At 67.8% G+C, this 20,780-nt stretch carries 18 protein-coding genes and 2 tRNA genes; 14 read left to right on the top strand and 6 right to left on the bottom strand.

Annotated elements, in window-relative coordinates:
• Positions 1 to 183: 183 nt before the first annotated feature.
• The 4 genes from ACIQC0_RS09300 (at position 184) to ACIQC0_RS09285 (ending at position 3,945) form a co-directional block, all read left to right on the top strand.
• Positions 184 to 255 (top strand) — tRNA-Gln (locus ACIQC0_RS09300).
• 129 nt (positions 256 to 384) lie between these two features.
• Positions 385 to 460 (top strand) — tRNA-Glu (locus ACIQC0_RS09295).
• A 6-nt stretch (positions 461 to 466) separates the two neighbouring features.
• Positions 467 to 2,338 (top strand): dynamin family protein, encoded by a 1,872-nt coding sequence (locus tag ACIQC0_RS09290; protein WP_400534474.1) that lies wholly within the window; start codon positions 467 to 469, stop codon positions 2,336 to 2,338.
• Positions 2,335 to 3,945 carry a GTPase gene (locus ACIQC0_RS09285; protein WP_400534471.1) on the top strand — a complete coding sequence of 537 codons (1,611 nt, stop codon included), beginning with the start codon at positions 2,335 to 2,337 and terminating at the stop codon, positions 3,943 to 3,945. The genes ACIQC0_RS09290 and ACIQC0_RS09285 overlap by 4 nt, the downstream gene beginning before the upstream one ends.
• Here ACIQC0_RS09285 and ACIQC0_RS09280 read toward each other — a convergent pair.
• Both ACIQC0_RS09280 and ACIQC0_RS09275 read right to left on the bottom strand, forming a co-directional pair.
• Entirely contained in the window at positions 3,942 to 4,478 is a 537-nt protein-coding gene (locus tag ACIQC0_RS09280; protein ID WP_377215938.1) for a DUF1697 domain-containing protein, read from the bottom strand. The two genes, ACIQC0_RS09285 and ACIQC0_RS09280, sit on opposite strands and share 4 nt — an antisense overlap.
• Positions 4,479 to 4,520: 42 nt before the next feature.
• Positions 4,521 to 5,240, bottom strand: a complete 720-nt coding sequence (locus ACIQC0_RS09275; RefSeq protein WP_058266868.1) for an IclR family transcriptional regulator — start codon at positions 5,238 to 5,240, stop codon at positions 4,521 to 4,523.
• Between the two features lie 140 nt (positions 5,241 to 5,380).
• Here ACIQC0_RS09275 and leuC point away from each other — a divergent pair, with 140 nt between their 5' ends.
• The 6 genes from leuC to ACIQC0_RS09245 all read left to right on the top strand — a co-directional run bounded on the left by leuC (position 5,381) and on the right by ACIQC0_RS09245 (position 11,916).
• Positions 5,381 to 6,835, top strand: coding sequence for a 3-isopropylmalate dehydratase large subunit (gene leuC, locus ACIQC0_RS09270; RefSeq protein WP_400534466.1), 1,455 nt, complete (start codon positions 5,381 to 5,383; stop codon positions 6,833 to 6,835).
• A 9-nt stretch (positions 6,836 to 6,844) separates the two neighbouring features.
• Positions 6,845 to 7,447: a 3-isopropylmalate dehydratase small subunit gene (gene leuD / locus ACIQC0_RS09265; protein WP_400534463.1), complete on the top strand. Its 603-nt coding sequence runs from the start codon at positions 6,845 to 6,847 to the stop codon at positions 7,445 to 7,447.
• A 179-nt stretch (positions 7,448 to 7,626) separates the two neighbouring features.
• The gene (murA, locus tag ACIQC0_RS09260; RefSeq protein WP_377215941.1) at positions 7,627 to 8,952 is read left to right on the top strand and encodes a UDP-N-acetylglucosamine 1-carboxyvinyltransferase; all 1,326 of its coding nucleotides are present in this window, start codon (positions 7,627 to 7,629) and stop codon (positions 8,950 to 8,952) included.
• Between the two features lie 9 nt (positions 8,953 to 8,961).
• Positions 8,962 to 9,717 (top strand): lysophospholipid acyltransferase family protein, encoded by a 756-nt coding sequence (locus tag ACIQC0_RS09255; protein ID WP_400534459.1) that lies wholly within the window; start codon positions 8,962 to 8,964, stop codon positions 9,715 to 9,717.
• Positions 9,714 to 10,766 carry an NAD(P)H-dependent glycerol-3-phosphate dehydrogenase gene (locus ACIQC0_RS09250; protein WP_377215943.1) on the top strand — a complete coding sequence of 351 codons (1,053 nt, stop codon included), beginning with the start codon at positions 9,714 to 9,716 and terminating at the stop codon, positions 10,764 to 10,766. The genes ACIQC0_RS09255 and ACIQC0_RS09250 overlap by 4 nt, the downstream gene beginning before the upstream one ends.
• 1 nt (position 10,767) lies before the next feature.
• Complete coding sequence (locus ACIQC0_RS09245) at positions 10,768 to 11,916, top strand: D-alanine--D-alanine ligase family protein (RefSeq protein WP_400534456.1); 1,149 nt, start codon at positions 10,768 to 10,770, stop codon at positions 11,914 to 11,916.
• Between the two features lie 16 nt (positions 11,917 to 11,932).
• Here the strand turns inward: ACIQC0_RS09245 and ACIQC0_RS09240 are convergent, their stop codons facing one another.
• On the bottom strand, positions 11,933 to 12,910 hold the full coding sequence (locus tag ACIQC0_RS09240) for a hypothetical protein (protein ID WP_400534453.1): 978 nt from the start codon (positions 12,908 to 12,910) through the stop codon (positions 11,933 to 11,935).
• Positions 12,911 to 13,014: 104 nt separating this feature from the next.
• A complete protein-coding gene (locus ACIQC0_RS09235; RefSeq protein WP_400534446.1) occupies positions 13,015 to 13,539 on the bottom strand; it encodes a DUF3515 family protein in 525 nt (174 codons plus the stop codon).
• A gap of 170 nt (positions 13,540 to 13,709) precedes the next feature.
• Here ACIQC0_RS09235 and thiL point away from each other — a divergent pair, with 170 nt between their 5' ends.
• Genes thiL through rsmD form a run of 4 tightly spaced genes read left to right on the top strand, consistent with a single transcriptional unit; the run spans position 13,710 to position 18,712 of the window.
• Positions 13,710 to 14,735 (top strand): thiamine-phosphate kinase, encoded by a 1,026-nt coding sequence (gene thiL, locus ACIQC0_RS09230; protein ID WP_400534536.1) that lies wholly within the window; start codon positions 13,710 to 13,712, stop codon positions 14,733 to 14,735.
• A 22-nt stretch (positions 14,736 to 14,757) separates the two neighbouring features.
• Positions 14,758 to 15,750 carry a DAK2 domain-containing protein gene (locus ACIQC0_RS09225; protein ID WP_377215947.1) on the top strand — a complete coding sequence of 331 codons (993 nt, stop codon included), beginning with the start codon at positions 14,758 to 14,760 and terminating at the stop codon, positions 15,748 to 15,750.
• 7 nt (positions 15,751 to 15,757) lie between these two features.
• Entirely contained in the window at positions 15,758 to 18,046 is a 2,289-nt protein-coding gene (locus tag ACIQC0_RS09220) for an ATP-dependent DNA helicase RecG (protein WP_400534532.1), read from the top strand.
• A 60-nt stretch (positions 18,047 to 18,106) separates the two neighbouring features.
• Positions 18,107 to 18,712, top strand: coding sequence for a 16S rRNA (guanine(966)-N(2))-methyltransferase RsmD (gene rsmD, locus ACIQC0_RS09215; protein ID WP_377215948.1), 606 nt, complete (start codon positions 18,107 to 18,109; stop codon positions 18,710 to 18,712).
• A 45-nt stretch (positions 18,713 to 18,757) separates the two neighbouring features.
• Here rsmD and ACIQC0_RS09210 read toward each other — a convergent pair whose 3' ends face one another.
• Positions 18,758 to 19,546, bottom strand: a complete 789-nt coding sequence (locus ACIQC0_RS09210) for a spermidine synthase (RefSeq protein WP_377215949.1) — start codon at positions 19,544 to 19,546, stop codon at positions 18,758 to 18,760.
• Positions 19,546 to 20,775, bottom strand: a complete 1,230-nt coding sequence (locus ACIQC0_RS09205; protein WP_377215950.1) for an aminotransferase class I/II-fold pyridoxal phosphate-dependent enzyme — start codon at positions 20,773 to 20,775, stop codon at positions 19,546 to 19,548. Before ACIQC0_RS09205 ends, ACIQC0_RS09210 begins: the two co-directional genes overlap by 1 nt.
• Between the last annotated feature and the right edge of the window lie 5 nt (positions 20,776 to 20,780).

The following is a 20,780-nucleotide window of genomic DNA, read 5'->3' as shown; positions in this document are numbered from 1 at the left end:
AGTAAACTTAGCTGCCGGGATATGGCAAGCACCCTCTGCTGTCGGACCAAGCCAGCGAAGGGCCCGGCCTGAGCCCGGGGCATGCCGATTTGTGCAAAGCCCAAAGTCTCGGGTAAAGTAATTTCTCGTGCTGAGGCGCACGGAGCGGGGCAAATACCCTGAAAACCGGCCCGAAAGTGCCATTGGGATATGGTGTAATTGGCAACACTACGGTTTCTGGTACCGTCATTCTAGGTTCGAGTCCTGGTATCCCAGCGCTTGGTTTACAGCCACCATCCGGCTGCAAAACAGGGCAGTTTCAAGCGGTTCGCCGATTTGAAACTAGAGCAAAGTGTGTGAAACAATCACTGAGCTTGACCGGCGGAAACGCTGGCGAAAGTACACGGCCCCATCGTATAGCGGCCTAGTACGCCGCCCTCTCACGGCGGTAACGCGGGTTCGAATCCCGCTGGGGTCACCATCGAAAATGGTCCCGGGCAGACGCCCGGGGCCATTTTTGTTTTCCGGCAACTCCCGGTCGCCCGCCGGACTGAACTGGCATGATGAACATGTGACGTCTCAGAACGGGCCTGACCCGCACCACCAGCCGGAGCAGCCATCCCAGCCGGACCGCCGCAGCGCCGCCGCAGTGGAGCTCCTTGAAGACGTGCGCGCAGGGCTCCGCGCTGTTGAGCTTCCCCTGGCCCTGCCCGGGTCGGAGCAGGCCAGGCGGGAGGCCGCTGCAGCCGCGGCGCAGCTGGACGACTACATTCTGCCCCGTTACCGCAGCCTGGACGCGCCGTTGCTGGCCGTCGTCGGCGGTTCCACGGGCGCCGGAAAGTCCACGCTGGTCAATGCCCTGGCAGGCCATCCAGTCACGCGGGCGGGTGCTATCCGGCCCACCACCCGCCAGCCGATCCTCCTGCATCACCCTGCCGAGGGAAACTGGTTCGAGGGCCAGCGCGTGTTGCCGGGGCTCAGCCGGATCCGCGGAAGCCTGGACAGCGGCCGGCTGCCCGGCGGCGACGTCCCCGCGGAGGAGGCCGCGGCGTCGTCCCTGATCCTGCTGGCCGAACCTGCGGTTCCCGCCGGGGTTGCCATCCTCGACGCGCCGGACGTGGACTCAATCTCCGATGAAAACCGGAGGCTGGCCGGTCAACTGCTCGCCGCTGCAGACCTTTGGGTCTTCGTCACCACGGCGAACCGGTATGCGGATGCCGTGCCATGGAAGCTGCTCCTTGACGCCGCCTCCCGCGACATCATGGTGACGATCGTGCTGGACCGGGTCCCGCCGGGCGCCGAGGAAGAGGTCAGCGCCGACCTGCGCGGACTCCTGGACCGTGAGGGGCTGGGCGGGGCTCAGCTGTTCGTCGTCCACGAGACCGCCCTCGGTCCGGCGGGGATGCTGCCTCCGGATGCTGCGCGCCCCCTCCGAATGTGGTTGGAGGAACTGGCCGCGGACGCCGTCGGCCGTTCCGATGTTGCCCGACGCACCCTGAACGGGGCTGTCCGGGCCCTGGCGGAAAGGGTGACCGGCGTCGCCGGGGCACTTGAGCAGCAGGAGGCGGCTGCGGCCAGCCTCGAAGCGGTTGCAACCGCTGCCTATGGCGATGCCGTCCGGAGGATTATGGAGGCGACCAGAGACGGCGCGCTGCTCCGAGGCGAAGTGCTGGCACGCTGGCAGGATTTCGTGGGCACCGGGGATTTCTTCCGGGCGCTCGAGCAGAACGTGGGCCGGTTCCGCGACCGGCTCGGTGCCTTCTTCCGGGGTGAACCGACGCCCGCGGTGAAGGTGGAAACCGCCATCGAGACCGGGCTCCAGGCCGTCATCCTTGACGAAGCGGCAACCGCGGCGGAAGAGACAGACCAACGCTGGCGGTCGGACCCGGCCGGTCGGAACCTGCTGGGCACGGCGGACCTCTCGGGCGCAGGCCCCGGGTTCGCTGAACAGGCAGCTGCCGAGATCCGCGGCTGGCAGGCGGGACTGATGGAACTGATCCGGACCGAGGGGCAGGGTAAGCGCACCCAGGCGCGCTGGCTGTCCTTTGGCGTCAACGGCCTCGGCGCTGCACTCATGATCGTCGTGTTCTCCATGACCGCGGGGCTCACGGGGCTGGAAATCGGCATTGCCGGTGGGACCGCCGTGGTGGGCCAGAGGCTCCTGGAGGCCGTCTTCGGCGAGGACGCAGTCCGCAGGATGGCAGCGACGGCCCGGGACGACCTGGCGGTCCGCTGCCGCCGGCTCCTGGACGGGGAGAAGCAGAGGTTCCTCACCCTCCTGCCGGCCGGTGACCCCAAGGTAGCCGGCGCCCTGTCAGCGCAGGCGTCGGCGCTCGCCCGGTTGGCGGCATCAGCATGAGCCGCCACAGCGGCGCCAGGGAAACCACCCGCCTGGATCGCCGCCTGGAGGCCCTGAATGACGCCCGCGAGCTCGCGGGAGGGGTGCTCCCGGACGAAGCGCTCGACGGCGTCCTTGAAGTACTGGAACGTGCCAGTTCACGCCGTTCCCTGTCCGGGGACCACACCGTGGTGGGATTCTTTGGTGCCACCGGCAGCGGCAAGTCTTCACTTTTCAACGCCGTCAGCGGGGCGGAAATTGCGACGGCGGCCGCCCGCCGCCCCACGACGTCGGAACCTTTGGCGGGGGTCTGGGGCAGCGCAGGCAGCGAGCCCCTGCTTGATTGGCTGGAGGTGCGCCAGCGCCATCATGCCGCACCGGTGGGCGGCTTCGCTGACGGAGACACCGGGCTCATCCTGCTGGACCTCCCGGACTTCGATTCGACCAGGGAAGCGAACCGCGAAGTGGTCCGGCGCATGGTGGGCCTGGTGGATGTGCTGGTGTGGGTGCTGGACCCGCAAAAGTACGCGGACGCCGCGGTGCACCAGGATTTCCTGGCCCCGTTGGCCTCCCACGGCGCTGTGACCCTGGTGGTCCTGAACCAGGTGGACCGCCTGCCCGGGCAGGACGTCCAGCCGGTCCTTGCATCGCTGCGCGGCATTCTGGCCCGGGACGGGCTGCCGGGGGTCCAAATCATGGCGGCTTCCGCGCTGACTGGCACAGGGGTCCAGGACGTCCGGACGGCCATCCGGCGGGCAGCCGTGCAACGAAAAGCGCAAGCCCAGCGGCTTGCCGCGGATGTCACCAGGGCTGCAGAGCTATTGGGGAAGGCCTCCGGTGACGGCGAGGCCGCCGGTATCAAGGCGGCCTCCAGGTCCCGGCTCGCAGACGAGCTGGCGACGGCGGCCAACGTGCCTGTGGTGGTCCGTGCAGTAGCGGCTTCCTACCGGCTTGAGGCCACCAGGAGGACCGGCTGGCCGGTGACGCGCTGGCTGTCCCGCCTCAGGCCGGACCCACTGCGCCGGCTCAACCTCCGCAGCAACGCGCCGGCCGAGCTGAACCGGAGCTCGCTTCCGGCGGCCGGCGCACCGGAGCGCGCCAGGGCGGACGCCGCCGTGCGCGACTTCGCCGATGCTGCCAGCGCCGGCGCACCGGGACCCTGGCGTGCGGCGATCCGCGGCGCTGCCAGGGAAGGCCGGGAACGGCTGCCCGATGCACTGGACCAGGCCATCGCGGGCACGGACCTCGCTGCCAACCGCCGGTCCTGGTGGTGGCAGGTCTTTAACGTGGTGCAGTGGCTGGCACTGGTGACGGTCCTGGGCGGCCTCGGCTGGCTCGGCGTCCTCGCCGGACTCGGGTACCTGCAGCTTCCCGTTCCGGAGGTGCCACTGGTGGAGGGCTGGCCCGTGCCTACCCTGATGATCGCGCTGGGAGTGGTGTTGGGCATCGTCCTTGCACTCTCCGGGCGCTTCATTGCCGGGGCCGCCGCTCGTTCGCGTGCCCGCAAGGCACGACGGCGGCTGCACGCGGCCGTCGCAAAGGTCGCCGGGGAGCTGGTGGTCGAACCCGTGGACGCCGAGGTGCGCAGGCTCCAGGCCTTCAACGCCGCGCTGGAGGCGGCGCGCTAAAGCGCTGCAGCTGCATCGCGGACCTTGATGAGGGTCCGCAGGTTACGGGTGGTGGTGGCAGCCTTGTACTTTGCCTTGGCCGAAAGCTTGCTGAATGGGCTGGCCAGGGTCCCGCCCGCCGGCGCCAGCCACGCCAGGGCCGCGGGGCCCAGCCGCTGCAGCGTCGTTGCCTCAAGGCCTGAGCCGGCGGCCTCGAGTTCGTCCAGCACGGCGGGGTCGGAGGAGAGCGTGATGTAGGTGTGCGTGGCCTTGTCGTCAGCCGGGTAGGGGCAGGCGCCGACCAGTTCGGCCACGCGGGCCGCGTCCAGCACCACCACCCAGGCTTCGTAGCCAAAGGCACCGCGCAGGCATTTCTCCGCCTCCCGCTTCACGCCCGCGGCGTCCAGGCTGCTGTTCAGCACGGCGTTTCCGGTGGCCAGGACTGTTTTCGCATCCGCAAAGCCGCAGTCCTGCAGCGCGCGGCGGAGGTCGGCCATTGTGATGTTGATCCCGCCCACGTTGATGCCACGGAGGAATACTGCGTAGCTGCCCATGCCATCAGGGTAACGCTGCCCCAGTACCATCCCGCGTAGCAGTTAGTCGTTGTTCTTGCGCAGTGCCTCGGTGAGGATACGGCCGGCGTTGCACACCACTTCGGCATGGAGCCTGCCCGGCTGCCGGGTCAGGCGCTCGATGGGGCCTGAGATTGAAACGGCGGCGATCACCCGGCCGGAGGGTCCGCGCACCGGTGCCGAGACTGAGGCGACCCCCGGCTCACGTTCGCCGAGGCTCTGTCCCCAGCCCCGCCGTCGTACGCCCGCCAGGACGGTAGGCGTGAAGCGGGCCGCCTGCAGGCCTTCGAGCAGGCGGTCGTGGTCCTCCCACGCGAGCAATACCTGGGCGGCTGAGCCGGCCTTCATGGACAGTTGGGTACCAACGGGGATGGTGTCGCGCAGGCCGATGGGGCGCTCGGCGGACGCAACGCACACCCGCCAGTCACCCTGGCGGCGGAAGATCTGGGCGCTTTCGCCGGTGGCGTCGCGCAGTTGCATGAGGACCGGGCCGGCGGAGGCGATCAGGCGGTCCTCGCCTGCAGCGGAGGCCAGTTCGACGAGCCGGCTGCCCAGGACAAAGCGGCCCTGGATGTCGCGGCTGACCAGGCGGTGGTGGACCAGGGCGAGGGCGAGGCGGTGGACAGTGGGCCGGGCGAGTCCGGTTGCTGCTACGAGTTGCGCGAGGGTGGTCGGTCCGGCTTCAAGCGCATCGAGCACCTGGGCCGCTTTATCAATGACACCGACTCCACTAGAATTGTCCATGTAATGATATTGCCGTCTCAATATCTGAGATGCAAATCTTTCGGCTGGCGCAGCGCGGAGCCGCCCTGCTTCAGTAGGACTAATCAAACGGAACTCGGTTTAAACGGGACTCTGTTCAATCGCGGGGAAGGGAGCTGGCCATGGCAAAGACATTGGCCGAGAAGGTCTGGGACGCACACGTGGTGCGCAAAGGCGACGGCGATGGAGCCAATGCCCAGCCCGACCTTCTCTTCATCGACCTGCACCTGGTCCACGAAGTCACGTCGCCCCAGGCTTTCGAGGGACTGCGGCTGGCGGGACGCCCGCTGCGCCGCCCGGACCTCACCATCGCCACCGAGGACCATAACACTCCCACCCTGGATATCGACAAGCCGATCGCTGACATCACCAGCCGCACCCAGATCCAGACGCTGCGCAACAACTGTGCGGAGTTCGGTGTCCGCCTGCACAGCCTGGGCGACGCGGAGCAGGGCATCGTCCACGTGGTGGGCCCCCAGCTTGGCCTCACGCAGCCCGGCATGACCGTTGTCTGCGGTGATTCGCACACCTCCACGCACGGCGCGTTTGGCGCCCTGGCCATGGGTATCGGCACCTCCGAGGTGGAGCACGTCATGGCGACCCAGACCCTGTCCCTGAAGCCGTTCAAGACCATGGCCATCAACGTCGAAGGAACCCTCCGCTCCGGCGTCACCGCCAAGGACATCATCCTGGCCGTCATCGCCAAGATCGGAACCGGCGGCGGGCAGGGCTACGTCCTGGAATACCGCGGATCAGCCATCCGGGCGCTGTCCATGGAAGCCCGGATGACCATCTGCAACATGTCCATCGAGGCCGGCGCCCGCGCGGGCATGGTGGCGCCGGACGAGACCACCTACGCGTATATGAAGGGCCGTCCGCACGCCCCCGAAGACGCTGAGTGGGATGCCGCCGTCGAGTATTGGAACACCCTGAGGACCGACGACGACGCCACGTTCGACGCACAGGTGGACCTGGATGCCGACACGCTGGAACCGTTCGTCACCTGGGGTACGAACCCCGGCCAGGGCGTCTCGCTGTCCGAGGCTGTTCCGTCGCCGGAGGACTTCGGCGACGAGAACGCCAAGGCTGCGGCCGAGCGCGCCCTGCAGTACATGGGCCTCCAGGCCGGCACGCCCATGAAGGACATCCGGGTGGACACCGTCTTCCTGGGTTCCTGCACCAACTCCCGCATCGAGGACCTGCGCGCTGCTGCGGACATCATCCGGGGCCGGCAGAAGGACCCCCAGGTCCGCATGCTGGTAGTCCCCGGTTCTGCCCGGGTCCGGCTTGAGGCCGAGGCTGAGGGCCTGGACCGCGTCTTCAAGGAATTCGGCGCCGAATGGCGGTTCGCAGGCTGTTCCATGTGCCTGGGCATGAATCCGGACCAGTTGGAGCCGGGGGAGCGCTGCGCCTCGACATCGAACCGCAACTTCGAAGGACGCCAGGGCAAGGGCGGCCGCACGCACCTCGTCTCTCCAGTGGTGGCCGCCGCCACTGCTGTCCGCGGCACGCTGAGCTCGCCGTCGGACCTTGAACCGGCACCCGAACCCGCCGCCCTCCGTACCGACGCAGCCTAGGACACAGCCATGGAAAAGTTCACCACCCACACCGGCATCGGCGTCCCGCTGCGCCAGAGCAACGTCGACACGGACCAGATCATCCCGGCCGTATACCTGAAGCGCATCACCCGGACCGGCTTCGAGGACGCCCTGTTCTCCGCGTGGCGGAAGGACCCGTCCTTCATCCTGAACCAGGCGCCGTTCAATGCAGGGTCCGTCCTGGTGGCCGGGCCGGACTTCGGCACCGGTTCCTCCCGGGAACACGCAGTGTGGGCTCTGAAGGACTACGGATTCAAGGCAGTCCTGTCATCCCGGTTCGCCGATATTTTCCGGGGCAACTCCGGCAAGCAGGGCCTGCTCGCTGCGCAGGTGGCCCAGGACGACATCGAACTCATCTGGAAGGAACTCGAAAACGCGCCCGGAACCGAGGTCACGGTGGACCTGCAGTCCAAGACCGTGGTGTGCGGCAACATCGTGGCGCCCTTCGAGATCGACGACTACACCCGCTGGCGCCTGCTCGAAGGACTGGACGACATCGGCCTGACCCTCCAGCATGAGGCGGATATCACGGCCTACGAATCCCGTCGGCCTTCCTTCATGCCCACCACCCTGCCGGCACGCCATTCCTGAGCCGCACCGGGCTTCACCTGGCCGCCCGCGGTGATGGATGCCGGGCGGCTGCGGCTCGCGGCAGGCCGCCACGACCGTCCGCGGGCGGGGCTTATTTCGGTTCGGTAACACGACCTCCTATGCTTGGTTGGAGCCTTTGCAAGGATCTTTGGGGCGAGTCATCGTTAGGAAACCGGTAAATGAGTAGTGTTCTGACAATCCGCGGCGGCGTTCCGCTGGCCGGGCGCGTGAGTGTCCGCGGAGCGAAGAATCTTGTCCCCAAGGCGATGGTTGCTGCGCTGCTGGGCAACGAGCCCTCCGTGCTGCGCAACGTCCCCGAGATCAAGGACGTCGAAGTCGTCACGTCCCTGCTCCAGCTGCACGGTGTCACCGTCGCCAAGGACCCGGCCACCGGTGACCTTACCCTGGACCCGAAGCACGCCAAGACCGCGTCGAGTACCGCCATTGACGCCCACGCCGGCGATTCCCGGATTCCCATCCTGCTCTGCGGACCGCTGATCCATGCCATCGGCGAAGCCTTTATCCCGGACCTGGGCGGATGCAAGATCGGCGACCGGCCGATTGATTACCACCTGGACGTCCTGCGCCAGTTCGGGGCCGTCGTCGAAAAGCGCCCCGGCGGCATCCACATTTCCGCCCCCAAGGGCCTGCATGGAGCCAAAATTTCCCTTCCCTACCCGTCCGTGGGCGCCACCGAGCAGGTGCTGCTGAGCGCCACCCGGGCTGAAGGCATCACCGAACTGTCCGGCGCCGCCACCGAGCCCGAGATTATCGACCTCATCGCCGTCCTGCAGAAGATGGGCGCCATCATTAGCGTCCAGACCGACCGGACCATCCGCATCGAAGGCGTCCGGGACCTTGGCGGCTACAACCACCGCGCGCTCTCGGACCGCAACGAGTCGGCTTCCTGGGCCTCGGCCGCGTTAGTGACCCGTGGCGACATCTTCGTGGAAGGCGCCTCCCAGCGCGACATGATGACCTTCCTGAACACCTACCGCAAGGTGGGCGGCGGCATGGACATCGGCGAAGACGGCATCCGCTTCTACCACCGCGGCGGCAAGTTGAACCCCCTGGTCCTGGAAACGGACGTGCACCCCGGCTTCATGACCGACTGGCAGCAGCCGCTGGTTGTGGCACTGACCCAGGCCGAAGGCGTGTCCATCGTGCATGAGACGGTCTACGAAAACCGGTTCGGGTTCACCGACGCCCTGATCCGGATGGGTGCCAGCATCCAGGTACACCGCGAATGCCTTGGCAGCGTCCCGTGCCGCTTCGGGCAGCGAAACTTCCTGCACTCGGCTGTCATTTCCGGACCCACGCAGCTCAAAGGCACGGACATCGACGTTCCGGACCTCCGCGGCGGCTTCAGCCACCTCATTGCCGCCCTGGCGGCCACCGGCACTTCCCGTGTCACCGGCATCGACATCATCAACCGCGGCTACGAGCGGTTCACCGAGAAGCTCGCCGGCCTCGGTGCGGACTTCGACATCTCGGCCAGGAAGTAACGGTACGCTGTGAAGGAATCGGCCAAGAGCAGGGCCACGTTCGTGTTTATCGCCACCGTGGTCCGACCCCTCATGAACCTGCTGATGAGCAAGGAATGGTCGGGAACGGAAAAGCTGCCCCCAGGCGGCTTCATCGCCACGCCCAACCACTGCACGGAGATCGATCCGCTCGTAGTTGGCCATTTGCTCTACAACCAGAACCGTGCGCCGCACTTCCTGGCGAAGGCCTCCCTGTTCAAGGTCCCGGGGCTGGGTCCGCTACTGCGCGCCACCAAGCAGATTCCGGTGGAGCGTTCGACGGCGGGGGCGAACCGGTCGCTGCAGGTCGCCCAGGAAGTGGTTGCCGAGGGCGGCGCGATCATCATCTACCCCGAAGGAACCCTGACGCGGGACCCCGACCTGTGGCCGATGAAGGGGCACACCGGAGCCGCCAGGCTGGCGCTGGAAGGCGGAATCCCCGTCGTTCCCATCGCTCATTGGGGTGCCCACGAGGTCCTGCCGCGCTACGGCAGGAAAGTCCACCTTTTCCCGCGAAAGAAATCCCGGGTCGTGGTGGGCGACCCCGTCGACCTCAGCGCGTTTGCGGGCAAGCCGCTGGACAAGTCAACCCTCATCGCCGCCACAGCCGTCATCATGGATGCGATTACTGAACTGCTTGCAGGCCTGCGGAACGAAGAACCACCGGCTGAACGCTGGGATCCCTCCCGCCAGCAGGGGACGTCGGGCCGCGCGGAACGGCCCGGCGCGGGAACAGGGGCCCAGTGAACCAGGAACAGGCCCGGCAGGGCTCGGCCCGCTCCGTTGCCGTCCTGGGCGCCGGTTCCTGGGGCACCACATTCGCCAAGGTCCTTGCTGACGCGGCCCTGGCCTCAGGCGACGACCGCACTATCAGGCTCTGGGGCCGGCGGCCCGAGGTCGTCGAGCAGATTAATACGGCACACCTCAACACCCAGTACCTGAAAGATGTGCCACTGCCGGCGTCCATCACGGCGTCCACGGACGTGCAGGATGTGCTGGCAGGGGCGGAGCTGGTTGTCCTTGCCGTTCCTGCGCAGTCCCTGCGCCCGCAGCTGCGGGCATGGAAGGACTTCATTGCGCCGGGCGCCGTGGTGGTGTCGCTCATGAAAGGCCTGGAACTCGACACGGATGCGCGGATGAGCGAGGTCATTGCGGCCGAGCTCGGCCTTCCGGCAGACCGGATCGCCATCGTGTCCGGACCCAACCTGGCCATGGAGATCGCCCGCGAGGAGCCCACCGCATCCGTGGTCGCGTGCACCGATCCGGCCGTGGCCGGCTGGATCGCCAGAAGCTGCACCGCGCCGTACTTCCGCCCGTACACCACCACCGACACTGTCGGCGTGGAAATCGGCGGCATCGTGAAGAATGTCATCGCGCTGGCTGTAGGCATTTGCGAGGGCAAGCAGATGGGCGACAACACCAAAGCCTCCGTGATCACCCGGGGCCTGGCCGAAACATCCCGCCTCGCCCTGGCGCTGGGTGGAGAAGCGAAGACGATGGCAGGGCTGGCCGGCCTCGGGGACCTGGTGGCCACCTGTTCCTCACCGCTCTCCCGTAACCACACCGCCGGCCGCCTGCTGGGCCAGGGCCTCACCCTGGAGGAAGTGGGACGGCAGATGACGCAGACCGCGGAAGGCATCAAGTCCGGCCAGGCTGTCCATGAGTTGGCCGGCAAGCTGGGGGTGGACATGCCCATCACCGCCGCCGTCGTGGCCGTCCTGGCCGGAAAACTGTCCGTAGATCAACTGGGGCCCGCCTTGCTGTCCCGGGAACTGAAACCTGAAGGCGATTACTGACATGTCCCATCACCAACTGCCGGCAGATGAACCAGACCGCCGGATAAAGCCCCGTGTCGCCGTACTGTTCGGCGGACGCTCAAGTGAGCACGCGGTCAGCTGCGTCACGGCAGCAGGCGTGCTCGGCGCCATCAACCGGGACAAGTACGACGTCATTCCCATCGGGATCGCCAAATCCGGCCAGTGGGTGCTGGCCTCCGGCGACACCGCCCAGTGGTCCCTCGCTTCGGCGTCGCTGCCGGAAGTTGAAGCATCGGACCGCACCGTGACGCTTGCGGAGATCGGCGGCGAACACCAGCTGATCGTGGCAGCGCCCAACGAGGTTCCGACGGAGCTTGGCACCGTAGACGTGGTCTTTCCACTGTTGCACGGACCGTTCGGCGAGGACGGCACCATCCAGGGCCTGCTGGAGCTGTCCGATACCCGGTACGTGGGTGCCGGCGTACTGGCTTCCGCCGTCGGCATGGACAAGCACTACATGAAGGTGGTCTTCGAGGCCGCCGGACTCCAGGTCGGTCCCTACGTCGCCGTGACTGACCGGCAGTGGCGCAACGATCCCGAATTGGTCCGCAAGCAGGTGGACCGTCTCGGCTTCCCCGTCTTCGTCAAGCCGGCCCGGGCAGGCTCCTCGATGGGCATCTCCAAAGTGGACTCGCTGGCGGACCTCGATGCCGCCATCGAGGAAGCACGCCGGCACGACCTCAAGCTGGTTATTGAAGCCGGAATCGTGGGCCGTGAAATCGAATGCGCCGTTCTGGAAGGCCGCGGCACCGATACTCCGCGTACGTCCATGCCCGGCGAGATCTCGGTAGCCGGCGGTGGCCACGAGTTTTACGACTTCACCGCCAAGTACGTCGAGGACGGGGCGGCGGCGCTTAGCTGCCCGGCAGATATTCCGGAAGAAGCCATCGCCCGGGTCCGGGAGCTTGCCGCAGCCGCGTTCGACGCAGTGGGGGCTGAAGGCCTGAGCCGGGTCGACTTTTTCTACACGGCCAGTGGCGACCTGATCATCAACGAGATCAACACCATGCCGGGATTCACGCCCAAGAGCATGTACCCGCAGATGTGGGCGGCCTCCGGGCTGGACTACGCAGAACTGATCGACGAGCTGATCTACCTGGCGCTGAACCGGAAAACCGGCCTGCGCTGATCCCCGGCGGCGGGGGCTACGGCCGCGCGTCCCGGATGAGCTCACGGGCCCTGACGGTGTCCGGGTGAAGCCGCAGGGACCGCTCGTGTTCGTCGATGTGGTCCACCACGCGTGCCGCCTGATCGGTCAGGCCCCACTGCGCGAAGAGTCGCGCATACGTCGGTCGATGGTTCGGCACCGGCACCCTCGTTGGATCGCCGCCGACCCAGGCAGCGAATTCAGCGCGGCCGCGCGTCAGGTTGAGAACGGGCAACACCTCGTCGTGCAATAACCGGGTCAGCGCGTCGACGGTCGGTGCGACCCAGTGGTAGGCCAGCTGGCCGCAGTGCACCGGCGCCACGCGGTCGGGGCTCGAGGGGACGTCCCGGCCAAAACCGGGCACGTGCGTGCCGGACATCACCCACACGAGTCCGGCATAGCTGGTGCCGTCGCCGGAAGTGCCTGCGCCGGGTGCCAGCGCGATGGATTGGACGAAGCCCTCGCTGCCTTCACGGTAGAAGTACCGCGGCCCAGTCGGCTTGTTTACGAATCCCGCCTGCCCAAGCAGGGGCAGCACCCCGGACGCCAGCCTGTCGACCGTATCGTTCGAAAGCACGCCGGTGGGTGCGGGCTTCCGGGGGGATCGGTTTACCTCAACGACAGCGCGGATCACCGCAGCCTTCACGTCAGCAATAGCCAGCTTCGTCCGCAGGTAGACCACCTCGCGATCCTCCGCCAGGATGTCCTCGATGCCCGCCTGGTCCGCCAGCGCCTGGTCCAGGCCGTCGTCGTAAGCATCGCAGCAGGAGCTGATCTCGTCGTCGAACCAAACCACCGTGTTAAAGCCGTCAATCTCGTCGGAGTCGTGCACGTCAATCCACTCCGGCAGCTCCTCGATCCCCGGCACCACGTCCGGGTGGCGCGCGATCAGCGGCCCGCCGGCTGCACATGCGGCGATCGCCACAGTGACAGGGTCGTTTGACGTGGCCGGTCGCCGACCACCCTTCCTGCTCACACGCCAACGCATCGTTTGCCCCCGCATCCCCTGCGCGCAATACTGTCGACAACAGTGACTTCTGTCAACGACCCGTAGTCGCCCCTAAGTGCCGTGCCCGGCGCTTACTGGCTGTCCGGCAGGTTCTGCAGTTCCTCCTGGCCGATGCAGCTGCGCTTCGCCGGGACCTTGCCCGCGGCATTGGCCAGTTCAGCCAGGACGGTGGCCGAGCTGATCTTATCCGGGTCCATCAGAATTTCGGTGGCAGGGGACCGGCCATAGGTGGTCAGCGTCCACACGGGGTCGCCTTCCTTCAGCAGCCAGTCGATTCCATTCACGGTGACGCAGCGGTCCGTGGTGGGTCCCGGAACGTTCACCCCGCACCGCAGGATCACCAGTGAGGGCTCGCCCCACGCCGCAGTGGCCTGGCTGTTCGTCTTGCGCAGCTTCGCGTCCCCGAGGGAATCAGGCAGCGCCACCATCATGGGCGCACAGGCCGGGTTGGCGGCATCCGCGGCGGCCGGGACGTCTACAGCCGGGGAGCAGGCGGCCAGTACCAGTCCGCAACACAATGCCGCCACAGTTCCCTGAGCCCTCGCGGATGTCCTTCCGCGCGGGAGGGACACGGAGAATCGGGAGAGGGCTCGCATGCCTTCCATCATCCCGGTTCCCGGAAGACGGTGCCAATTCCGCGGTGGCCGGGGTTTCGTGCGGCCCTGCGGCCCCCTCTGTCGGAGGCTGGCTGTAGCGTAGGAGCGTGCCTGAAAACCCCACGCGCCAAACCGGCGGATCCCGTTCGGTGGCCGAGCCCGCTGCCGCCATGCCGGACTCCGCCCTCACCGTTTCCCGCCTCTCCGAGCCAGAACTTCTGGCCCGAATCTTCCCCCGGCTCGAGCTGCCCGGGCACCATGCGGAAGCAACGTTGCTGGGCCCCGGGGACGACGCGGCCATCATCGCAGCTCCGGACGGAAGGACGGTCATCAGCATCGACACCCAGGTCCAGGACCAGGACTTCCGCCTTGAATGGCCCAACGGGTACCGCACCACCGGGTTCGACGTGGGCTGGAAGGCGGCGGCACAGAACCTCAGCGACATCAATGCCATGGGCGCCGCGGCCACGTCCCTGGTGGTCAGCCTCACGCTGCCGCCGGATACCCCGGTCGCCTGGGTGGAGGACCTCGCCGACGGCCTGGTGGCAGCGGTCCGCGAACTCGGGGCGGAGCGCTGCTCCGTGGCAGGCGGCGACCTCGGGCGGGGGCGGGAGATTTCAGTGACGGCCGCCGTCATTGGAACGCTCGACGGCGGCAGGCCAGTACTTCGCTCCGGCGCGCAGCAGGGGGACACCGTCGCCCTGGCCGGTACTGCCGGGCACGCCGCGGCAGGCCTTGCGCTGCTGGAATCCGACATTCCGGCCTCGAAGCTCAGCCCCGCGCAGCAGGTCTTCCCCTCGCGCCAAAGCAGGCCCAGGCCGCCGCTGGCAGCCGGTCCGGCGGCCCGGCAGGCCGGTGCGACGGCCATGATGGATATCTCCGACGGTCTCCTGCGCGACGGACTACGCCTGGCCACGGCAGGCGGCGTCGTCGTCGACCTTGAACCCGGAGCCTTGGACGCCCTCGCAGCAGTGCTCGCACCGGCGGCGGAAATCCTGGGAACAGATGCCCGCGAGTGGGTACTGGGCGGCGGCGAGGACCATGGCTTGCTGGCCACATTCCCGGCCGGTGTTCAGCTGCCCGAGGGATTCGCTGCGATAGGCTCGATACAAGCACCCGGACGTACGGACGGCCCGGGCGTGACGATAGCGGGCCGGCCCGCCGGCACCCGGGGATGGGATCATTTTGCACACTAAGGTAACCGCCAACGCGCAAGCGATGAAGCGGTGGTTGGGCAAGGCTGAGACGGCACTGGGCAACCACAGCGACCGGTTGAACGCCATCAACATCTTTCCGGTGGCGGACGGGGACACCGGCACCAACCTGTACCTGACCGTCCGGGCCGCCGCCCGGTCACTGGCCTGCGACGATGCTACGGCCGCGCAGGCGGACGTGGGCGAAGTCCTGGCCGTCGCGGGGCGGGCCGCCATGGAGGAAGCACGCGGAAACTCGGGGACGCTCTTCTCCGTCTTCCTCTCTGCCGCTGCCGAACCGCTGGCCGGGCACACCCGGCTGACGTCTACCCTGCTCGCCGCTGCCCTGAACCGGGCACAGATCCGCGCCTGGTCCGCCCTCAGCGACCCCGTGCCGGGAACCATGCTGTCGGTGATGGAGGCCGCGGCGCGCGCAGCCGCCGCCGTCGACGCCGGGCAGAACGGCGATGACAGCAACCACGCCCTCGGGCTGGCACTGGACGCCGCCGTGGAAGGTGCGCTGGCCGCCGTCGTCCACACCGAAGACCAGCTCGCCGCGCTGGCGAGTGCCCACGTGGTGGATGCCGGCGGAGTGGGCATGCTCCTGATCCTGGACTGCCTGCGCTCGGCGGTGCTGGGTGAGGAACTGCAGGGTGAGCTGCTGGACGGACTCCACGGCTACGACGTCCAGGACCCGCACATCCACACGGACATGCCGGACGACGACGGCGTCGAAGTCATGTGCACTATCAGCCTGTCGCCGTTGAACGCCGCCACCCTGCGGCAGCGCCTGGACGAAATCGGCGAGTCGGTGATCATGAGCCAGGTGGGCAACGGCGCGGATCCGGAGGGCAACTACCGGTGGCGGGTGCACGTCCACGTCCCGGACGCGGAACCTGCAGTGGAAGCCATCCGGTCCCTGGGTGATCCGGACAACATCAGCGTCAGCGAACTCGCGCTGCCCCGGGAGCCTGTAGCGGGCACGGTGGACTCCCTCGCCAACGGGCATGACCGCTGAACTGGGCATGACCGCTGAACTGGACCTGGCGCTGGAGCGGCGCATCGGCAACCGCTCCGCGGCGGTCATTGAAAAGAACCTGGGCATCACCACGGTGGGAGGGCTCCTTACCTATTTTCCCCGCCGCTACCTGACCCGCGGCGACCTGACGCCCATCAATGAAATTCCCCGCGACGAGGAAGTCACCCTCATCGCCCGTGTCCTTTCCAGCAATACCCGGAAGATGGTGCAGCGGAAGGGCTCCATCACGGACGTGGTGGTCTCGGACGACGACGGACAGGCTGGGCTTCGCCTGGTGGGCGGCACTGACTACCGCGGGAAGGTCCCGGGGACGCTGAAGATCAGTTTCTTCAATGGGTTCCGCGCCAGGAACGATCTCCTGCCGGGACGACGGGCGCTGTTTTCCGGCAAGGTGACCAGCTTCAAGGGCGCACTGGGCCTGACCAATCCGGACTACCTCGTCCTGGACGAGGACCCGATCATGGCCGGGGGCGGGGACGCTGAAAAGCTGGCCGCCATGCCCATCCCGGTCTATCCGGCCACGGCCAAGCTGCCCAGCTGGAAAATACAGAAGGCCGTGGAAGCGCTGCTGGACACCATGGATCTCGATGCCCTGCCGGACCCGCTGCCCGACTATGTCACGGCCCGGGAAGGGTTTATGCCGCTGGCGGAGGCCTATCGGCTGGTTCACGCCCCGACGTCCGCAGACGACTGGAAGCGCGCGCGCCAACGCCTGCGTTACCACGAAGCCCTGGTGCTCCAGTCCGCGCTGGCCCGCCGCCGGGCCCAGATCGCGGCCGAGGAAGCCACCGCGCGGAAGCCCGTCCCGGACGGGCTGGTCGCGGCATTCGACGCCAACCTGCCGTTCACGCTCACTGCCGGCCAGGCCGCGGTAGGTGAAACGTTCGCCGCCGAACTGGCCATGGATTCACCCATGAACCGGCTCCTCCAGGGTGAAGTGGGGTCGGGCAAGACCGTGGTTGCGCTCCGGGCCATGCTCCAGGTGGTGGATGCCGGGGGACAGGCTGCCCTGCTGGCCCCCACGGAGGTCCTGGCAGCCCAGCATTACGAATCCATCCGCCGCACGCTCGGTCCGCTGTCCGGCGACGGGCTCCTGGGCGGCCTGGGCAGCGGCCCTGCTGTGCAGGTTACGCTCCTTACCGGATCCATGACCACCGCAGCCCGCAAGCAGGCCATGCTGGACGCGGCCTCGGGCACGGCAGGGATTGTGATTGGCACCCACGCCCTGCTGAGCGACAACGTCTCCTTCTACGACCTCGGCCTGATCGTGGTGGATGAGCAGCACCGGTTCGGTGTGGAGCAGCGCGACGCCCTGCGCGCCAAGGCACGCAAACCGCCGCACCTTCTGGTCATGACCGCCACGCCCATTCCACGGACCGTGGCCATGACCGTGTTCGGCGACCTTGAAACGTCCGTGCTGGACGAGCTCCCGGCCGGCCGCGCCGGAATCACCACCCATGTGGTGGGCCTCGCCGAAAACCCCGGCTGGGCAGGGCGCATCTGGTCGCGTTCACGTGAAGAGGTCGACGCGGGCCACCAAGTGTACGTCGTGTGCCCCAAGATCGGAACGGACGACGACGGCGACTTCAGCCCGGGGGAAGCGGAACCTTTGGGCGGGGGTCCGGCAGGGGCGGACCTGGACAACGACGGTCCTGCCCGGGAGCTCGCTTCGGTGACCGCCGTCGTCGAACAGCTGGCCCAGGAACCCGCGCTCGCCGGTGTTCCCCTGGCCCCGTTGCACGGCCGGCAGGACCCTGCCGTGAAGTCGGCCGCGATGGCGGACTTCACCGCGAACCGCATCAAGGTCCTGGTGTCTACCACGGTGATCGAAGTGGGCGTGGACGTGCACAACGCCACGCTAATGGTGATCCTCGACGCTGACCGGTTCGGCATCTCCCAGCTGCACCAGCTGCGCGGGCGGGTGGGCCGCGGCGGCCTGCCCGGCACCTGCCTCCTGGTCACCGCATTGGAACCTGGGCACCCGAGCCGGCGGCGCCTGGACGCCGTTGCGGCCACCACGGACGGGTTTGAACTGTCCCAGGAAGATCTCAAGCTGCGGCGCGAAGGCGACATCCTGGGCGCTTCCCAGTCCGGCGGGCGGTCCACGCTGAAGCTGCTGCGGGTCCTGGAACACGAGGATGTGATCGCCCGGGCCCGCGACGACGCCCACCGGATCGTCGCGCTTGATCCGAACCTCGCGGCGCATCCGGCGCTCGCGGACGCCATCGACAAGTACCTCAACCCCGAGAAGGAGGCGTTCCTTGAACGCGGTTAATAGGGTGCCGGCCGTTGCCGCTGGCCGTGCGGTGCGCCGTGCTGCCGGAAGGGGCCGGCGATGAGCCGGATTGTTGCCGGGGCGGCAGGCGGGATGCCCCTCACGGGCGTGCCCGGGTCCCTCACCCGGCCCACCACCGACCGGGTGAAGGAAGCACTGTTTTCCCGGCTGGACGCTTTTGACGTCATCTCTGGCGCGCGGGTGCTGGACCTGTACGCTGGCTCCGGCGCGCTGGGCGTCGAAAGTGCCAGCCGGGGGGCGCAGGCGGTGGACCTTGTAGAGTCCGACGCCAAGGCCAGCGGAGTGTGCCAGCGGAACGCGGACCTCATCAACGGGATCGTGGGCCGCAAGGCCGTGACTGTGCACCGGTCCAAGGTGGAGCCGTTCCTGGACCGCGTTCCGGAGGCAGCAGCTTGGGAGCTGGTGTTCCTGGATCCGCCCTACCCGCTGGACGAAGTGGCCCTCTCGGCGGTCCTTGAGAAGCTCTCCGCCCATCTGGCACCCGGTGCTGTGGTGGTGGTGGAACGGTCATCCCGTTCACCGGAACCTGAGTGGCCCGGAGGGATGGCCCGCTTTGCGGAGAAGAAGTACGGAGAGACGCGGCTCTGGTTCGCTGAACCCGCGGTGCCTGACGCGATCGACGGCGACGACCTGCCGCAAGCCTGACAGGCAGTCCCGATCCTTCCGCCGCCCACGTGACCCTCCGGCCGGTCAGCCGCCCAGCGGGTCCAGGTCGGGGCCCGTCAGGACCCGGGCCGGGTGGGGGCCGCGTGCTGCCAGTTGGACACTCCATTCCGCCGGCCATGCGGTCTGGGTTCCGGCCAGGATGATGTTGCCCGGATAGCGCCCCTCGAACATGCCTGCCTCGGCAACCGCGGCCACGTCAGCCATAGCCTGGCGCATGGCTGCAACCTGGCTGCGCACCAGCGTCAGGCCCGGCTCGTCGCCAACGTTGACCACCAGGATGCCGGCGGCGTTCAGCCGCGCGCGCACCTCTCTGTAGAAATCGGCACAGGCCAGGTGGGCCGGGGCCTCGGGACCGGAGAAAATATCCAGGATGACCACGTCGAAGCGGAGCTCCGGGTCCAGCCCGGCAAGCTCGGCGCGGGCATCGCCCGTGACAGCGTGCAGTTCCGTACCGTCCGGCAGCGGCAGGTACCGGAGCACGAAGTCCAGGAGCTCCCGTTCGAGCTCCACCGCGTACTGTTCCGAGCCTGGCCGGGTTGCCTGGATGTAGCGGGCCAGGGTCAGTGCGCCGGCACCCAGGTGCAGGGCGCGCAGGGGAGCACCTGCCGGGGCCGCAAGATCCACCAGGTGGCCGATCCGGCGGAGGTACTCGTAGAAGATCTCCTCCGGGCGTGCGAGATTCACGTGCGACTGCTCCGCGCCGCCGATGCTGAGCACGAAACTCCCTTCGGTGAAAGCGTCGGCTTCGATGGACGCATGCTGGCCCGCACCGCGAAGGAACCGCGAGGCCGGAATGTCGGTCCCCGCCGGCATCAGAGCTTTCCGCCCAGGGTGGCCAGCCGTCCGGCGGCTTCCTCCAGGACGTCCACCTTCTTGCAGAAAGCGAAACGGAGAAGGCTGCGGGTGCGGCGTGCGCCTTCATCGTGGCAGAACACCGGCACAGGGATGGCTGCAACGCCCACCAGCGCGGGTAGCCGGCGGGCAAGGTCCACCGCGTCGCTGATGCCCAGCGGGGCGGTGTCCACGTTGATGAAATAGGTTCCCTGGGGTGAGAAGACCTCGAAGCCGGCTGCCCTCAGGCCGTCGCCCAGGATGTCCCGCTTCCGCGCCAAGGTGGACGCAACGCCGTCGTAGAACGCGTCCGGAAGCGCAAGGCCGGTCGCGACGGCCGCCTGGAACGGGGTGCCGGAACTGTACGTCAGGAACTGCTTGACGGTCCGGACGGCAGCTACGAGATCTTCCGGCCCCGTCAGCCAGCCGATTTTCCATCCCGTGAGCGAGAACGTCTTTCCGGCGGAGGAGATGGTCAGCGTTCGCCCGGCCGCGCCGGGCAGGGTGGCCACTGGAATGTGGCTGGCGCCGAAGGTGAGGTGCTCGTACACCTCGTCCGTGACGATGATGCTGCCGTGCTTGACCGCCAGGTCCACGACGCGCTGCAGCACGTGACGCGGGAAGACAGCGCCTGTGGGGTTATGCGGGTTGTTCAGCAGCACTACGCGGGTGCGTTCGCTGAAGGCCGCCTCCAGCGCCGCCATGTCCGGCATGAAGTCGGGAGCCAGGAGGGGAGCAGTCACGTGGGTGGCGCCGGAGAGCCCGATCACTGCCCCATAGGAGTCGTAGAAGGGCTCCAGCGTCAGGACTTCATCGCCCGGCCGGCAGAAGGCCAGCAGCGCGGCCGCGATTCCTTCGGTGGCTCCGGTGGTGACGATCACTTCCGCCTGCGGGTCCGGGGTGAGGCCATAGAAACGCTGCTGGTGTGCCGCCACAGCTTCGCGCAGTTCCGGGATACCCTTGCCGGGCGCGTACTGGTTGGCTCCGGCAGCGATTGCAGCGCGGGCGGCCTCGCGGATTTCCAGCGGACCGTCCTCGTCCGGAAAACCCTGGCCCAGGTTGATGGCGCCGGTCTTCGCGGCCAGGGTGGTCATCTCTTCGAAGATGGTGACGCCCAGGCCGCCGTCCGGGGACAGAAGGTTGGCTCCGAGGGCCGTGCGCTGCCAGGGAGCAGGCTCCGTGGAGGGGGAAAGTTCCGCTGCTGGATGCATCCAGT

This window comes from Pseudarthrobacter sp. NPDC092419 (genome assembly GCF_044755045.1).
Lineage (GTDB): Bacteria > Actinomycetota > Actinomycetes > Actinomycetales > Micrococcaceae > Arthrobacter.
Note: the sequence above shows the minus strand (reverse complement) of the source record. Positions and strands in the feature narration are given on the sequence as shown.

Bases quoted from the DNA above. Each gene is read 5' to 3' on its own strand.
- ACIQC0_RS09290 (WP_400534474.1), top strand. From the start codon at position 467: ATGGTCCCGGGCAGACGCCCGGGGCCATTTTTGTTTTCCGGCAACTCC.
- ACIQC0_RS09285 (WP_400534471.1), top strand. From the start codon at position 2,335: ATGAGCCGCCACAGCGGCGCCAGGGAAACCACCCGCCTGGATCGCCGC.
- ACIQC0_RS09280 (WP_377215938.1), bottom strand. From the start codon at position 4,478: ATGGGCAGCTACGCAGTATTCCTCCGTGGCATCAACGTGGGCGGGATC.
- ACIQC0_RS09275 (WP_058266868.1), bottom strand. From the start codon at position 5,240: ATGGACAATTCTAGTGGAGTCGGTGTCATTGATAAAGCGGCCCAGGTG.
- leuC (WP_400534466.1), top strand. From the start codon at position 5,381: ATGGCAAAGACATTGGCCGAGAAGGTCTGGGACGCACACGTGGTGCGC.
- leuD (WP_400534463.1), top strand. From the start codon at position 6,845: ATGGAAAAGTTCACCACCCACACCGGCATCGGCGTCCCGCTGCGCCAG.
- murA (WP_377215941.1), top strand. From the start codon at position 7,627: ATGAGTAGTGTTCTGACAATCCGCGGCGGCGTTCCGCTGGCCGGGCGC.
- ACIQC0_RS09245 (WP_400534456.1), top strand. From the start codon at position 10,768: ATGTCCCATCACCAACTGCCGGCAGATGAACCAGACCGCCGGATAAAG.
- ACIQC0_RS09235 (WP_400534446.1), bottom strand. From the start codon at position 13,539: ATGCGAGCCCTCTCCCGATTCTCCGTGTCCCTCCCGCGCGGAAGGACA.
- thiL (WP_400534536.1), top strand. From the start codon at position 13,710: ATGCCGGACTCCGCCCTCACCGTTTCCCGCCTCTCCGAGCCAGAACTT.
- ACIQC0_RS09225 (WP_377215947.1), top strand. From the start codon at position 14,758: ATGAAGCGGTGGTTGGGCAAGGCTGAGACGGCACTGGGCAACCACAGC.
- ACIQC0_RS09220 (WP_400534532.1), top strand. From the start codon at position 15,758: ATGACCGCTGAACTGGACCTGGCGCTGGAGCGGCGCATCGGCAACCGC.
- rsmD (WP_377215948.1), top strand. From the start codon at position 18,107: ATGAGCCGGATTGTTGCCGGGGCGGCAGGCGGGATGCCCCTCACGGGC.
- ACIQC0_RS09210 (WP_377215949.1), bottom strand. From the start codon at position 19,546: ATGCCGGCGGGGACCGACATTCCGGCCTCGCGGTTCCTTCGCGGTGCG.
- ACIQC0_RS09205 (WP_377215950.1), bottom strand. From the start codon at position 20,775: ATGCATCCAGCAGCGGAACTTTCCCCCTCCACGGAGCCTGCTCCCTGG.